Source organism: Pseudomonas oligotrophica (assembly GCF_021726475.1).
Lineage (GTDB): Bacteria > Pseudomonadota > Gammaproteobacteria > Pseudomonadales > Pseudomonadaceae > Stutzerimonas > Stutzerimonas oligotrophica.
On the sequence record NZ_JAKJRU010000001.1, the window covers coordinates 506,842 to 521,062 of the forward strand.

Genomic DNA, 14,221 nt, shown 5'->3' on the forward strand with positions numbered 1-14,221 from the left:
TACATCATGCTTCCATTGCTTCGACGTCTCTGCCTTGCGGCAGGTCTTGTCGTCCTGGCGACCCCGGCCCTGGCCGGCGCGCCGGCCTACCAGCCGCTGGTCGAGAGCCTGGCCCGGGTCGCGCCCAGCCTCGATCGCCAGGTGCTCACCCACGCCGTCGCGGCCATGCAGTGCGCGGTCAACAATGGCGCCACGCCGGCCGACCGCCTGGCGGTGATCGATTTCTCCCGGCCATCCTCCGAGCGCCGCCTGTGGATCTTCGACCTCGGCGAGCGACGCTTGTTGCTGCGCGAGTTCGTCGCCCACGGGCAGAAGTCCGGCGACAACCTGGCCACGCGCTTCTCCAACCGGGTCGGCAGCCACCAGTCGAGCATCGGCCTGTTCCGCACCGCCGAGAGCTACACCGGCAAGCACGGCTACTCGCTGCGCATGGACGGCCTGGAGCCGGGCATCAATGACCGCGCCCGCGAGCGTGCCATCGTCATTCACCCGGCCGCCTACGTGAACCCGGCGTGGATCGCCACCCAGGGTCGCATCGGCCGCAGCCAGGGCTGCCCGGCGGTACGCCCGGAAGTCGCCCGCATGGTGGTCGACAGCCTCAAGGGCGGGCAGTTCATGTTTTCCTGGTACCCCGACCAGAAGTGGGTGCGCAATTCGGCCTACCTCAACTGCAAGCCGAACCAGGTGGCGAGCATCCTCGCCGCGGCAGAGGGCTGAGCCAGCAGGTGCCCTCGGGGTGCGCCGCGCGCACCGTCAATTCTTCATGTGGCCATCGGTGCGTCGGGTGCAGCCTGCGCGGGGCTACTTCTGTTCGCTCTGCGGCGTCACCCGCAGCACTTCGTCGAGGGTGGTCAGCCCGGCGGCGACCTTTTGCGCGCCGGACAGCCGCAGGCTGCGCATGCCGTCCTTGAACGCGGCGCGGCGCAGGGCGACGAGGTCGGTGTCGGCGGTGATCAAGGGCTTGATGGCGTCGTTGACCAGCATGATCTCGTAGACCCCGGCGCGCCCGCGGTAGCCGGTGTCGCGGCATTCCAGGCAGCCGACCGCCTGTTGCGCAGCGCCTGGCAGCGGGGCGTTCCACGGCTTGGTCAGCGCGGCCCAGTCATCGGCGTCCAGTTGCATCGGCGCCTTGCAGTGCGGGCACAGCGTGCGCACCAGGCGCTGGGCCATCACGCCGAGCACGGTGGCCTTGATCAGGTAGTGCGGCACACCCAGTTCGAGCAGACGGGTCACGGCGCTGGGCGCATCGTTGGTGTGCAGGGTGGAGAGCACTAGGTGGCCGGTCAGCGCGGCCTGGATGGCCATCTCCGCGGTTTCCAGGTCGCGGATCTCGCCGACCATGATGATGTCCGGGTCCTGGCGCATCAATGCGCGCACGCCGCTGGCGAAGGTCAGCTCGATGTTGTGCTGCACCTGCATCTGGTTGAAGGCGCCCTCGATCATCTCGATCGGGTCCTCGATGGTGCAGACGTTCACCTCGGGCGTGGCCAGTTGCTTGAGCGTGGTGTAGAGCGTGGTGGTCTTGCCCGAGCCGGTCGGCCCGGTGACCAGGATGATGCCGTTGGGCTGGCACGTCATGCTCTGCCAGCGGCGCAGGTCGTCCGGCGAGAAGCCCAACTGGTCGAAGCTTTTCAGCAGCACTTCGGGGTCGAAGATGCGCATCACCATCTTCTCGCCGAAGGCGGTCGGCAGGGTCGACAGGCGCAGCTCCACCTCGTTGCCCTCGGGGGTGCGGGTCTTCACCCGGCCATCCTGCGGCTTGCGCTTCTCGGCCACGTTCATCCGCCCGAGCGACTTCAGCCGGCTGACCACCGCCATCGTTACCTGCGGCGGCAACTGGTAGACGTTGTGCAGCACGCCGTCGATGCGAAAGCGCACCGTGCCCTGCTCGCGGCGCGGCTCGATGTGGATGTCGCTGGCGCGTTGCTGGAAGGCGTACTGGAACAGCCAGTCGACGATGTTGACGATGTGCGAGTCGTTGGCATCGGGCTCCTGGTCGCTGGCGCCGAGGTTGAGCAGCTGCTCGAAGTTGCCGACGCCGCTGATCTTCTGGTCCGCGCTGCTGGCGCCGCTGACCGACTTGGCCAGGCGGTAGAACTCGACGGTGAAGCGCTGGATATCGACCGGATTGGCCACCACGCGCCTGATCGAGCGCTTGAGCACGTGGGTGAGGTTGGCTTCCCAGGCGTGCACGAAGGGCTGGGCGCTGGCGATGGTGACCGCACCGGGCTCCAGGGCGACGGCGAGGATGCCGTGGCGCTGGGCGAAGGCATAGGACATCAGCGGGGTGACCGCGGCGACGTCGATCTTCAGCGGGTCGATGCGCAGGTAGGGCTGGCCGGCGTGCTCGGCCAGCCACTGGGTCAGGCTTTCCAGGTCGAGCTTGCGCCCGGGGCGGCGCAGGTCGTCGAGCTGCTGGGCGGCGAGGAATTCCAGCGGATGCTGCTGGTTGTTCACCGCGCTGCGGCGCACCGCCAGGCACTGCTCGGCGTTGTCCTGGCTGAGGTGGCCCTGGGCGACCAGTTCGCGCAGCAGGTCGTTGAGGTCGAGGGGACGGTCCTGGGCGGGCGTGGTCATGGCGGTCATCGGGATCCTCGGGCGAACGGCTGGCGCGGAGGGCCAGCATGCCGGGAAAGCCTCGGCCTGTCGCCGGGGTGGGTCATGTTTCCGATGGTTGCCGGATGCGGGCGGCCGTGGTTCGGCAACAGGCTGCGCCCTGCGTCCCGCAGCGCGTTGTGCGGGCGGGGCGAGGGTGCCCACGCGGCGCCTACGGAGTGGGTTATCCGTAGGCGGCGCCCTGTGCGGCTTACTTCAGTGCCTTCCAGGCCTTGAGCATCCACACGGTCTGCACCTGCGCGGCGCGTGCCTGCAGGCTGTCCTCGTCGTTGGCGCTGCGGGCCAGCTCGGCCAGCTTGTGCAGCTCGCCGTACAGGCGGTCGGCCTCGGGAACGTCCAGCACGCCGCGGGCCAGGCGCAGCCAGGCGCACATGCGTTCGAGTCGCGGCAGCTGCTCGGGCAGGTCGTAGGGCTGGTTCTGGTAGCGCTCCAGCGGCAGGGCGGCGATCTCCTCGTTGAGCAGGCGGGCCAGCCAGCGGCCGACCGGCGCCTGCCCGGCACGCTGGCCGCGCTCGTTGCGCTTTTCGGTCCAGGCGCGGCGCAGCAGCCATAGCGAGGCCTTGAGCGAGAACAGGCCCCAGCGGGTCTGGCCGAGCTCGGCGGCGAACAGCTGCGGCGCTGCCTGGCGTGCTTGCTCGTCGTGCAGGCCGGCCTCGATGCGCGGCCGCCAGTCGCCGATCAGCGCATCGAGCAGCTCGCGCAGCTCACGGCTGCTGGCGCGTGGCGCGGCCTGGCCGAGGCTGGCAAGCAGGGCGCGCAGGCCGCTCAGCTGCTCGAGCCAGTCGACCAGCAGGCGCCAGTGGCCACTGTAGCGGTACTGCTCGGCCAGCCGCCCGCTGTTGCCCAGCAGGTGCCAGGCCAGCGCCGGGATCGCCTCGTCCAGCGGCATGTCGGCCGTGAGTGCCGGGGCCGGCAGCTGCACCTGGTAGTGCGCCGGGTCGTGCAGGCGGTAGCCGCGCTCGGCCTTGCTGATGTCGCAGGGCATCAGCGGCAGCTCGGTGGCCAGTTCGATGGCCAGTTCCAGCAGGGCGGTCGGCTCGCCCTGGCGCAGTTCGAGCTCCAGTTCGCTGATCGGCTCGGCCTGCTTGCCGGCGAGCACCTGGCCCTGGTCCAGCGCGGCCTCGATGGCGACCTTCTGCTTGCCGCGGCCCCAGGCGATGTCAGCCTTCTCGCGGACGAAGTCGGTGGTGAAGATCGGCTTCAGGGTCTTCTTGTCCAGCCCGGCCAGGCTCGCCGGCCAGCAGTCGTCGGTGAGCTTCTTCGGGTCGAGCTTGGGCTTGTCCAGGTACCAGTCCCACTCGTTGCGCTCGGACAACCCGGCCACGCTCTGCCCGCGGCTCTTGAGGGTCTGGATGTACTGCTCGCCGTCGCGGCGCAGGCGCAGGGCGACGCGCGCGCGTGCCAGGTCGTGGTCGGCGCTGTCGAAATACTGGTTGAACAGCTCGTGGCGCTGCCAGCCGCTCTTGTTGCGCTTCTTCAGCAGCGGGTGCTCGCGCAGCGCCAGGAGGGTCTCGCGGCTGGCGCGCAGCTTGATTTCGGTTTCTTTCTGCATGATGCCGACGGGTGCCTATAGTGTGAGTTGTTTCAGCTTTCTTACACGCGGTGGCGGGTGTCCGGGCGCGTCCGTATACTTGCCGCCTCTTTGAAACCGGGGCCCTACCCTATGCCAGTCAATCCCTTCGTCAGTCTGTTCGGTCGCTCGCCCATCGGCCCGATGCAGCAGCACATGGCCAAATCCCACGAGTGTGCCGCCAACCTGGTGCCGCTGTTCCAGGCGGTGATGGTCGAGGACTGGGAGCGCGTCGAGCAGATCCAGAAAGAGATGGCCCAGCTGGAAAACGAGGCCGACAAGCTCAAGAAGAGCGTTCGCCAGCACCTGCCGAAAAGCCTGTTCCTCCCGGTTCCGCGCTCCGATCTGCTGGACCTGCTGAGTGTACAGGACAAAATTGCCAATCGCGCCAAGGACATCGCCGGCCTGATCCTGGGCCGCTGCATGAAGGTCCCGCAGGACCTGCAGCCACAGATGCTCGCCTACGTGCAGCGCAGCGTCGACGCCAGCGCCCAGGCGCTGAAGGCGCTCAAGGAACTGGATTCGCTGCTCGAGACCGGCTTCAGCGGCCGCGAGGCGACGCTGGTCGAGAAAATGGTCGAGGAGCTCGAGGAGATCGAGCGTGACACCGACCGCATGCAGGTCACGGTACGCCGCAGCCTGTACAAGCTGGAAAAGGACCTTCCGCCGGTGGACGTGATCTTCCTCTACAAGATCATCGAATGGATTGGCGACGTGGCCGACCGGGCCGAGCGAGTCGGCAACCGACTGGAACAACTGCTGGCGCGCTAGGCGCCAGCGTCCTTTCTGGGTTCAACAGGTAAACCTCTATGTCTTTCATCTCGGATTACGGCCTCGTACTCCTCGTGCTCGCCTGCGCGTTCGGCTTCTTCATGGCCTGGGGCGTGGGCGCCAACGACGTGGCCAACGCCATGGGCACCTCGGTCGGCTCGCGCGCGCTGACCATCAAGCAGGCGATCTTCATCGCCATGATCTTCGAGTTCTGCGGCGCCTACCTGGCCGGTGGCGAGGTGACCGAAACCATCAAGAACGGCATCGTCGACGCCCAGGTGATCGCCCCGGACCTGATGGTGCTGGGCATGATGTCGGCGCTGCTGGCGGCCGGCACCTGGCTGCTGATCGCCACGCTCAAGGGCTGGCCGGTTTCCACCACCCACTCGATCGTCGGCGCGGTGATCGGCTTCGCCGCGGTCGGCGTGTCGCTCGACGCGGTGCACTGGGAGGCCATCGGGCCGATCGTCGCCAGCTGGGTGGTCACGCCGATGCTCTCGGGCGTGGTCGCCTTCGGCCTGTTCGTCAGCGTGCAGAAGCTGATCATCAACACCGACCACCCGTTCGAGAACGCCAAGCGCTTCGTCCCGCTGTACATGTTCCTCACTGGCTTCATGGTCGCGCTGATGACCGTTACCAAGGGCCTCAAGCACGTCGGCCTGCACCTGAGCGGCCAGCAGGGCATGCTCATCGCGCTGGCCATCGGCGTGCTGGTGGCGCTGCTCGGCGTCGCGCTGCTCAGCCGCATCAAGCTGGACCTGGAAGCCGACAAGGCCTTCCACTTCGCCAGCGTGGAGAAGGTCTTCGCCGTGCTGATGATCTTCACCGCCTGCTCCATGGCCTTCGCCCACGGCGCCAATGACGTGGCCAACGCGGTCGGCCCGCTGGCGGCGATCGTCGGCGTGATCCAGTCCGAAGGCGCGGCCGAGATTGCCGCCAAGTCCGCCGTGCCGGGCTGGGTGCTGCTGCTCGGCGCGATCGGCATCGTCATCGGCCTGGCCACCTACGGCTACAAGGTGATCGCCACCATCGGCAAGGAAATCACCGAGCTGACGCCCAGCCGCGGCTTCGCCGCCGAGCTGGCCACCGCGACCACCGTGGTCGGCGCCTCGGCCATCGGCCTGCCGGTCTCGACCACCCACACCCTGGTCGGCGCGGTGCTCGGCATCGGCATCGCCCGCGGGATCGGTGCGTTGAACCTGGGCGTGGTCGGCTCGATCTTCATGTCCTGGCTGATCACCCTGCCGGCCGGTGCCTTCCTCGCGATCGTCTTCTTCACCGTGCTCAAGTTCATCTTCACCTGAGCGGCGGTGTTGCCGGCAGCGCCCCGTTCTGACGGGGCGCTGTCGTTTTCGGCGGCCGTCGCGGCGCGTTTCGTGCTTCACTGAAACACCGAACCGCGAGGAGGTGATCGTCGGTGGCCATTCCCGATCTCAAGCAACAGTTCGCCGCCCTGGTCGCGGCGCCCTCGGTGAGCTGCACGCAGCCGCACTGGGACCAGACCAACCGGCCGGTGATCGAGCTGCTTGCCGCCTGGCTCGGCGACCTCGGTTTCGCCTGCGAGACCCAGGAGGTCGCGCCCGGCAAGTTCAACCTGCTGGCCAGCTACGGCAGCGGCCCCGGCGGCCTGGTGCTGGCCGGGCACAGCGACACCGTGCCCTACGACGCCGGCCTGTGGAACAGCGATCCGCTGCGGCTGCGCGAGGCGGACGACCGCTGGTACGGCCTGGGCAGCTGCGACATGAAGGGCTTCTTCGCCCTGGCCATCGAGGCGGCGCGCACGCTGCTCGACCAACCGTTCCGCCAGCCGCTGCTGATCCTCGCCACCTGCGACGAGGAAAGCTCGATGTCCGGCGCCCGTGCGCTGGCTGCCGCCGGCCGGCCATTGGGGCGCGCCGCGGTGATCGGCGAGCCCACCGGCCTGCGCCCCGTGCGCCTGCACAAGGGCATCATGATGGAGCGCCTGGACATCCTCGGGCAGAGCGGCCACTCCTCCAACCCGGCCTACGGCCACAGCGCGCTGGAGGCGATGCACGCCGCGCTCGGCGAGCTGCTCGCCCTGCGCGGGCAGTGGCAGCGCGAATACGCCAATCCGCTGTTCGACGTGCCGACGCCGACGCTCAACCTCGGCTGCATCCACGGCGGCGACAACCCCAACCGCATCTGCGGCCAGTGTGCCCTGGAGTTCGACCTGCGCCCGCTGCCGGGAATGGACGCCGAAGGCCTGCGCGCGGCGATCCGCCAGCGCCTGGCGCCAGTGGCCGAGCGGCACCAGGTGAAGCTCGAGCTGGGGCCGATCTTCCCCAGCGTGCCGGCCTTCGAGCAGGCGGCCGACAGCGAGCTGGTGCGCCTGGCCGAACGCCTGACCGGGCACCGCGCCGAGGCGGTGGCGTTCGCCACCGAAGCGCCTTATCTTCAGCAGCTCGGCTGCCAGACCCTGGTGCTCGGCCCCGGCGATATCGCCTGCGCGCACCAGCCCGATGAATACCTGGAGCTGGCGCGCATCGAGCCGACCCTCGGCCTGCTGCGCAAGCTGATCCAACACTACTGCCTGCGCCCGGCGACCAGCTCCTGAGCGCGGTGCGACAGCCCACGGATTCCTGCATGCACGACTACGTCACCTGGCTTCGCGACTCCTCGCCCTACATCAATTCGCATCGCGAACGCACCTTCGTGGTGATGCTGCCCGGCGATGGCGTCGCGCACCCGAACTTCGCCAACATCGTCCACGACCTGGTCTTGCTGCACAGCCTTGGCGTGCGCCTGGTGCTGGTGTTCGGCTCGCGTCCGCAGATCGAGGCGCGCCTGGCGGCGCGGGGCATCGAGGCGCACTTTCACCGCGACCTGCGCATCACCGACGCGCAGACGCTCGAATGCGTGATCGACGCGGTCGGGCAGATGCGCATCGCCCTGGAGGCGCGGCTGTCGATGGACATGGCCGCCTCGCCGATGCAGGGCGCGCGGCTGCGCGTGGCCAGCGGCAACTTCGTCACCGCGCGGCCGATCGGCGTGCTCGACGGCGTCGACCTGCACCACACCGGCGAGGTGCGGCGCATCGACCGCAAGGGCATCGGCCGGCTGCTGGACGAGCGCACCATCGTGCTGCTCTCGCCGCTGGGCTACTCCCCCACCGGAGAGATCTTCAACCTGGCGTGCGAGGACGTCGCCACCCGCGCCGCCATCGATCTGCAGGCCGACAAACTGGTGCTCTACGGCGCCGAGACCGGCCTGCTCGACGAAAGCGGCAAGCTGGTGCGCGAGCTGCGCCCGCAGCAGATCCCGGCCTACGTCGAGCGCCTCGGCAGCCAGTACCAGGCCGAGCTGCTGGATGCGGCGGCCCAGGCCTGTCGCGGCGGCGTGCGGCGCAGCCACGTGGTCAGCTACGTCGACGACGGGGCGCTGCTCAACGAGCTGTTCACCCGCGACGGCGCCGGCACCCTGGTGACCCAGGAGCAGTTCGAGCAGCTGCGCGAGGCGACCATCGAGGACGTCGGCGGCCTGATCGACCTGATCACCCCGCTGGAGGAGCAGGGCATCCTCGTGCGCCGCTCGCGCGAGGTGCTCGAGCGCGAGGTCGAGCAGTTCAGCATCGTCGAGCGCGACGGGCTGATCATCGCCTGCGCGGCGCTCTATCCGATCGCCGACTCGGACGCCGGCGAGCTGGCCTGCCTGGCGGTCAACCCCGAATACCGCCATGGCGGGCGCGGCGACGAACTGCTCGAGCGCATCGAGGAGCGCGCGCGCAGCCTGGGGCTGAAGAAGCTCATCGTGCTCACCACGCGCACCGCACACTGGTTCCGCGAGCGCGGCTTCGAGCCGATCGGCGTCGAGCGGCTGCCGGCGGCACGGGCGTCGCTGTACAACTTCCAACGCAATTCGAAGATCTTCGAAAAGGCGCTCTGAGGCGCCGGCGGCGGGCAGCGCCCGCCGCAGACAAGATCAGGCGTCGAGGCTGCGCTGGTAGTCGGCGACGAAACTGTCGAAGTCCTGGCTGTCGGCCGCCTCGATGGCGGCCTGCTGTTGCAGCGACTCGCGCGCGGCCTGCTCGAAGCGGGCCAGTTCGGCGGCCGGCAAGGGGCGGTTGCGGAAGTCCTCGGCGTGGCGCAGGGTCTGGCGCATGGCGAAGCGGGCGAAGCTCTCGCCATTGTAGCGCAGCGCCTGCAGCACCTGCGCCGAGGGCGTCAGGCGGCTGTCGGCGACCTTGGCCTGCTGCAGCGCCAGTGCCTGGGCATGCGCCTCGCCGCCCTGGCTCTGGTCCAGGCGCGCGGCGACCAGGCCGATGCGCTCGAGCAACTCGCCGGCCCAACTCTTGAGCTCGACCTCCTTTCCACCATGCACCAGCGTCAGCCCCGGCCGGCGGCCTTCATTGACCACGCGCAGGAAATTGTCGGTGGCCGCGCCGCATTCGCAGGCGGCCAGGCAGGGGCTGTCGTCGAGTGCGCAGAACAGCAGGAAGGCGTCGAGGAAGCGCGCCTCGACCAGGTCGATGCCCAGCGGCAGGAACGGGTTGATATCCAGGCAGCGCACTTCGATGTACTGGATGCCGCGCGCGCGCAGCGCCTGCAGCGGGCGCTCGCCGGTGGCGGTGACGCGCTTGGGGCGGATGTTCGAGTAGTACTCGTTCTCGATCTGCAGCACGTTGGTGTTGAGCTGCTGCCAGTTGCCCGCGGCGTCCTTGATGCCCAGCGCCGCATAGGGCGGGTAGGGCGTGGAGACGGCGGCGTGCAGGCTCTCGGTGTAGCTGTCGAGGTCGTCGTAGCAGGGCGTCAGGCCGGCCTGGGCGTTGTTCTGGTAGCCCAGGTCGCTCATCCGCAGGCTGGTGGCGTAGGGCAGGTAGAGGGTGTCGGCGTCGAGCTCCTCGAGCTGGTGCGGGCGCCCGCGCAGGAAGCCCTTGTCCAGCGCCGGCGAGGCGCCGAACAGGTACATCAGCAGCCAGCTGTAGCGGCGGAAGTTGCGGATCAGCGCGATGTAGCGCGAGGACTGGTAGGCCTGCGGCGAGCGGCTGTCGCCATCGTCGGCCTGCAGCAGCGGCCAGAGGCCCTCGGCCAGCGAGAAGTTGTAGTGGATGCCGGCGATGCACTGCATGGTCTTGCCGTAGCGCAGCGCCAGGCCCTGGCGGTAGACATGCTTGAGCCGGCCGACATTGGAGCGGCCGTACTCGGCGATGGGAATGTCGGCCTCGCCCGGCAGCGGGCAGGGCATCGACGGGCTCCACAGGAGCTCGTCCTGCAACCGGGTGTAGGTGAAGCGGTGGATGGCGTCGAGCTCGTCGAGGGTCTGCTGCGGGTCGGTGGCGGTGCCGGTGATGAACTCCAGCAGCGCTTCGGAATAGTCCGTGGTGATGTGCGGATGGGTCAGCGCCGAACCCAGCGCCTGCGGATGCGGCGTCAGGGCCAGCTGGCCGTCGGCGTCGACGCGCAGGCATTCGCGTTCGATCCCGTGCAGGCATTGGCTGAGCAGCGGGAGGTGGGAGTGCTCGGCCAGCATTGCCAGACGATGGGAGAGAAGATCGCTCAAGGTGTGGATTCCTTCACCGACAGTCGGGCCAATATGGGGGGGCGGCTCGGCGGCTTCAAGCGCCAGGCGAGAAGAAAAAGCGCGGGGTTGCCGCGCTTCGGCCGGTATTACAGGCAGGCGAAGGTCGCCTGGGCCTTGGCGATCAGCTTGTCGCCCTGATGAACCTCTGCTTCGAGCACCTGGGTGCGCCGGCCACCATGCACCACCCAGGCGCGGCAGCGCAGTTCGCCATCGGTGACCGGGCGGATGTAGTTGACCTTGCATTCGAGCGTCACGCTGTTCGGCGAGCCGTCGCCCAGGCTGTGGCTGGCCTGGCCCATGGCCGTGTCGATCAGCGAGAACAGTGCGCCGCCGTGCAGCTTGCCGTGCAGGTTGCGCAAGCCGTCGTGCATGCTCAGGCCGAGCACGGCCTCGCCCTGGCCGACCTGGTGTATCTCCAGGCCGAGCAGGCGGCCGAAGGCGCTGGAGCTGCCCACCGCCTCGACTTCAATGCTCATGCTTATTTCCTCAGCTGCTTGGCGTTGGCGAACAGCGCGGCCATCGCCGCGTTGGCCGGCGCCGGCTTGTCCTGCTTGGCGTGACGCTCGCTGCGCGGGCTGTTGCCGCGCGATGGGCCGCCGCGTTGCCCTTCGATCTTCTCGCCGGGGGCATCGTTCAGGCGCATGGACAGGCCGATGCGCTGGCGCGGGATGTCCACCTCCATGACCTTGACCTTGACGATGTCGCCGGCCTTGACCACCTCGTAGGGGTCCTTGACGAACTTCTCCGACAGGGCGCTGATGTGCACCAGGCCGTCCTGGTGCACGCCGATGTCGACGAAGGCACCGAAGTTGGTGACGTTGGTCACCACGCCCTCGAGGGTCATGCCGGGCTTGAGGTCGGCAAGGGTCTCGACGCCGTCCTGGAACTCGGCGGTCTTGAACTCCGGGCGCGGGTCGCGGCCGGGCTTGTCCAGCTCCTTGAGGATGTCGGTGACGGTCGGCAGGCCGAAGGTCTCGTCGGTGAACCTGGCCGGGTCGAGGCGCTTGAGGAAGCCCGAGTCGCCGATCAGCGAGCGGATGTCGCGGCCGGTATCGGCGGCGATGCGCTTGACCAGCGGGTAGGTCTCCGGGTGCACCGCGGAGGCGTCCAGCGGATTGTCGCCGTTCATCACGCGGAGGAAGCCGGCGGCCTGCTCGAAGGTCTTCTCGCCCAGGCGCGGCACCTTCTTCAGCTCGCTGCGCGACTTGAACGCGCCATTGGCGTCGCGGAACTGCACGATGTTCTGCGCGAGGGTCGCGTTGAGCCCGGAGATGCGCGCCAGGAGCGCCGCCGAGGCGGTGTTCACGTCCACGCCGACGGCGTTCACGCAGTCCTCGACCACCGCATCCAGCGAGCGCGCCAGCTTGAGCTGGGAGACGTCGTGCTGGTACTGGCCGACGCCGATGGCCTTCGGCTCGATCTTCACCAGTTCGGCGAGCGGGTCCTGCAGGCGCCGGGCGATGGACACCGCGCCGCGCAGCGACACGTCGAGGTCGGGGAATTCCTTGGCCGCCAGCTCCGAGGCCGAGTACACCGAGGCACCGGCCTCGCTGACCATGATCTTGGTGAGCTTGAGGCCCGGCAGCTTCTTGATCAGTTCGCCGGCCAGCTTGTCGCTCTCGCGGCTGGCGGTGCCGTTGCCGATGGCGATCAGGTCGACAGCGTGCTTGGCGCACAGCTTGGCGAGGATCGCCAGGGTGCCGTCCCAGTCGTTGCGTGGCGCATGCGGGTAGACGGTGGCGGTGTCGAGCAGCTTGCCGGTGGCATCGACCACTGCGACCTTGCAGCCGGTGCGCAGGCCCGGGTCGAGCGCCAGTACCGCGCGCGGGCCGGCCGGCGCGGCGAGCAGCAGGTCGTGCAGGTTGCGGGCGAACACGCTGATCGCCTCGTCCTCGGCCTGCTCGCGCAGCTCGCCGAACAGGTCGGTTTCCAGGCTGGTGTAGAGCTTGACCTTCCAGGTCCAACGCACCACCTCGGCCAGCCACTTGTCGGCAGCACGGCCGGCATTACGGATGCCGAAGCGCTCGGCGACCATCACCTCGCAAGGGTGCAGGTTGCCCGGCACTTCGTCGCCGACCTTCAGCGCGATCGACAGCACGCCCTCGTTGCGCCCGCGGAAGATCGCCAGCGCACGGTGCGAAGGCACCGCCTTGAACGGCTCGTCATGCTCGAAGTAATCGCTGAACTTGGCGCCTTCGGCTTCCTTGCCCGGCACCAGGCGCGCGGCCAGGGTGGCGTTGTGCTTGAGGAACTCGCGCAGCTTGGCCAGCAGGTCGGCGTCCTCGGCGAAGCGCTCCATGAGGATGTACTTGGCGCCCTCGAGCACCGCCTTCACATCGGCGAAGCCTTTGTCGGCATCGATGAAGCGCTCGGCTTCCTGCTCCGGGGCCAGCTCCGGGTTGCCGAACAGCGCATCGGCCAGCTCGCCGAGGCCGGCTTCGAGCGCGATCTGGCCCTTGGTGCGACGCTTCTGCTTGTACGGCAGGTAGAGGTCTTCGAGGCGCGTCTTGGTGTCGGCCAGCTTGATCTCGCGCTCCAGTTCGGCGGTCAGCTTGCCCTGCTCGGCGATGCTGGAGAGGATCGCGCCGCGGCGGTCTTCGAGCTCGCGCAGGTAGCGCAGGCGCTCCTCCAGGTTGCGCAGCTGGGTGTCGTCCAGGCTGCCGGTGACTTCCTTGCGGTAACGGGCGATGAAGGGCACGGTCGAGCCTTCGTCGAGCAGTGCCACGGCGGCGGCGACCTGCTGCGGGCGCACGCCCAGTTCTTCGGCGATGCGGGAATTGATGCTGTCCATCTCGGGGTCCTGCGGGCGGGGATGAAACGGCCGTCCGGCCGGAAAGGGCGGCAGTATAGCGGTCGCGGCGCTGCGCGGGGCCAGCCTGCATCACGGCGTCCGGTCTGCCCCGACGGGCGAAAAATCTGCTAACAATGGCCGGCAGGGGCGGGCGGGGCGCTGCGCCATAATGCCCGCCATTGAAATCCGGGGAGCCATCATGAGCATCACTGCCGCCGCCAGCGAAGGCGAAAAGATCCTGATCGTCGATGACGACGCGCGCCTGCGTCGCCTGCTCGAGCGTTTTCTCGACGAGCAGGGCTATCGGGTGCGCACCGTCGAGAACGCCGAGCAGATGGACCGCCTGCTCAGCCGCGAGATCTTCCACCTGGTGGTGCTCGACCTGATGATGCCCGGCGAGGACGGCCTCTCGGCCTGCCGCCGGCTGCGCGAGGCGAACAACCAGATCCCGATCATCATGCTCACCGCCAAGGGCGACGAGGCCAGCCGCATCCACGGCCTGGAGCAGGGCGCCGACGACTACTTGGCCAAGCCGTTCAACCCGCGCGAGCTGCTGGCGCGCATCCGTGCCGTGCTGCGCCGCCAGGCGCCGCAGGTGCCCGGCGCGCCGGCCAGCGAGGACGAGGTGGTCACCTTTGGCGACTACGAGCTGTTCCTCGGCACCCGCGAGCTGAAGAAGGGCGACCAGGTGCACATGCTCACCACCGGCGAGTTCGCCGTGCTCAAGGCGCTGGTGCAGCACGCCCGCGAGCCGCTGACCCGCGACAAGCTGATGAACCTGGCGCGTGGCCGCGAATGGGACGCGCTGGAGCGTTCGATCGACGTGCAGATCTCGCGCCTGCGCCGGCTGATCGAGCCGGACCCGTCCAAGCCGCGCTACATCCAGACCGTCTGGGGCGTGGGCTACGTGTTCGTGCCGGACGGCAACAAGTGAA

General features: G+C 68.7%; 11 protein-coding genes. 6 read left to right on the forward strand and 5 right to left on the reverse strand.

All coding sequences use genetic code 11. From position 1 onward, the window contains the following. The first annotated feature begins 6 nt into the window (after positions 1 to 6). Positions 7 to 717, forward strand: a complete 711-nt coding sequence (locus tag L3N39_RS02350) for a murein L,D-transpeptidase catalytic domain family protein (protein ID WP_237255590.1) — start codon at positions 7 to 9, stop codon at positions 715 to 717. Positions 718 to 801: 84 nt separating this feature from the next. On the opposite strand, the gene L3N39_RS02355 is transcribed toward L3N39_RS02350, so the two are convergent. Beyond that, a complete protein-coding gene (locus tag L3N39_RS02355; RefSeq protein ID WP_237255591.1) occupies positions 802 to 2,586 on the reverse strand; it encodes a type IV pilus assembly ATPase TfpB in 1,785 nt (594 codons plus the stop codon). A gap of 220 nt (positions 2,587 to 2,806) precedes the next feature. After that, the gene (locus L3N39_RS02360) at positions 2,807 to 4,168 is read right to left on the reverse strand and encodes a CYTH domain-containing protein (protein ID WP_237255592.1); all 1,362 of its coding nucleotides are present in this window, start codon (positions 4,166 to 4,168) and stop codon (positions 2,807 to 2,809) included. A 111-nt stretch (positions 4,169 to 4,279) separates the two neighbouring features. On the opposite strand from L3N39_RS02360, the gene L3N39_RS02365 reads away from it, so the two are divergent. The 4 genes from L3N39_RS02365 (at position 4,280) to argA (ending at position 8,860) form a co-directional block, all read left to right on the forward strand. Continuing rightward, positions 4,280 to 4,957: a TIGR00153 family protein gene (locus L3N39_RS02365; RefSeq protein ID WP_237255593.1), complete on the forward strand. Its 678-nt coding sequence runs from the start codon at positions 4,280 to 4,282 to the stop codon at positions 4,955 to 4,957. 38 nt (positions 4,958 to 4,995) lie between these two features. Next, complete coding sequence (locus tag L3N39_RS02370) at positions 4,996 to 6,261, forward strand: inorganic phosphate transporter (RefSeq protein WP_237255594.1); 1,266 nt, start codon at positions 4,996 to 4,998, stop codon at positions 6,259 to 6,261. A gap of 113 nt (positions 6,262 to 6,374) precedes the next feature. Beyond that, complete coding sequence (argE, locus tag L3N39_RS02375; RefSeq protein ID WP_237255595.1) at positions 6,375 to 7,532, forward strand: acetylornithine deacetylase; 1,158 nt, start codon at positions 6,375 to 6,377, stop codon at positions 7,530 to 7,532. A 29-nt stretch (positions 7,533 to 7,561) separates the two neighbouring features. Further along, complete coding sequence (gene argA, locus L3N39_RS02380) at positions 7,562 to 8,860, forward strand: amino-acid N-acetyltransferase (RefSeq protein WP_237255596.1); 1,299 nt, start codon at positions 7,562 to 7,564, stop codon at positions 8,858 to 8,860. A 36-nt stretch (positions 8,861 to 8,896) separates the two neighbouring features. Here the strand turns inward: argA and gshA are convergent, their stop codons facing one another. The 3 genes from gshA to L3N39_RS02395 all read right to left on the reverse strand — a co-directional run bounded on the left by gshA (position 8,897) and on the right by L3N39_RS02395 (position 13,286). Further along, the gene (gshA, locus tag L3N39_RS02385; protein ID WP_237255597.1) at positions 8,897 to 10,474 is read right to left on the reverse strand and encodes a glutamate--cysteine ligase; all 1,578 of its coding nucleotides are present in this window, start codon (positions 10,472 to 10,474) and stop codon (positions 8,897 to 8,899) included. A gap of 107 nt (positions 10,475 to 10,581) precedes the next feature. After that, complete coding sequence (locus L3N39_RS02390; RefSeq protein ID WP_237255598.1) at positions 10,582 to 10,971, reverse strand: PaaI family thioesterase; 390 nt, start codon at positions 10,969 to 10,971, stop codon at positions 10,582 to 10,584. 2 nt (positions 10,972 to 10,973) lie between these two features. Further along, a complete protein-coding gene (locus tag L3N39_RS02395) occupies positions 10,974 to 13,286 on the reverse strand; it encodes a Tex family protein (RefSeq protein ID WP_237255599.1) in 2,313 nt (770 codons plus the stop codon). 199 nt (positions 13,287 to 13,485) lie between these two features. Between L3N39_RS02395 and ompR the strand changes: the two genes are divergently transcribed. Then, entirely contained in the window at positions 13,486 to 14,220 is a 735-nt protein-coding gene (ompR, locus tag L3N39_RS02400; RefSeq protein WP_237255600.1) for an osmolarity response regulator transcription factor OmpR, read from the forward strand. Position 14,221: the final 1 nt, after the last annotated feature.

What these genes read in the sequence shown, in the direction of transcription:
- L3N39_RS02395 (WP_237255599.1), bottom strand. Translation starts at nt 13,286, where the DNA reads ATGGACAGCATCAATTCCCGCATCGCCGAAGAACTGGGCGTGCGCCCG.
- L3N39_RS02350 (WP_237255590.1), top strand. Translation starts at nt 7, where the DNA reads ATGCTTCCATTGCTTCGACGTCTCTGCCTTGCGGCAGGTCTTGTCGTC.
- L3N39_RS02360 (WP_237255592.1), bottom strand. Translation starts at nt 4,168, where the DNA reads ATGCAGAAAGAAACCGAAATCAAGCTGCGCGCCAGCCGCGAGACCCTC.
- ompR (WP_237255600.1), top strand. Translation starts at nt 13,486, where the DNA reads ATGAGCATCACTGCCGCCGCCAGCGAAGGCGAAAAGATCCTGATCGTC.
- L3N39_RS02370 (WP_237255594.1), top strand. Translation starts at nt 4,996, where the DNA reads ATGTCTTTCATCTCGGATTACGGCCTCGTACTCCTCGTGCTCGCCTGC.
- L3N39_RS02365 (WP_237255593.1), top strand. Translation starts at nt 4,280, where the DNA reads ATGCCAGTCAATCCCTTCGTCAGTCTGTTCGGTCGCTCGCCCATCGGC.
- L3N39_RS02355 (WP_237255591.1), bottom strand. Translation starts at nt 2,586, where the DNA reads ATGACCGCCATGACCACGCCCGCCCAGGACCGTCCCCTCGACCTCAAC.
- argA (WP_237255596.1), top strand. Translation starts at nt 7,562, where the DNA reads ATGCACGACTACGTCACCTGGCTTCGCGACTCCTCGCCCTACATCAAT.
- L3N39_RS02390 (WP_237255598.1), bottom strand. Translation starts at nt 10,971, where the DNA reads ATGAGCATTGAAGTCGAGGCGGTGGGCAGCTCCAGCGCCTTCGGCCGC.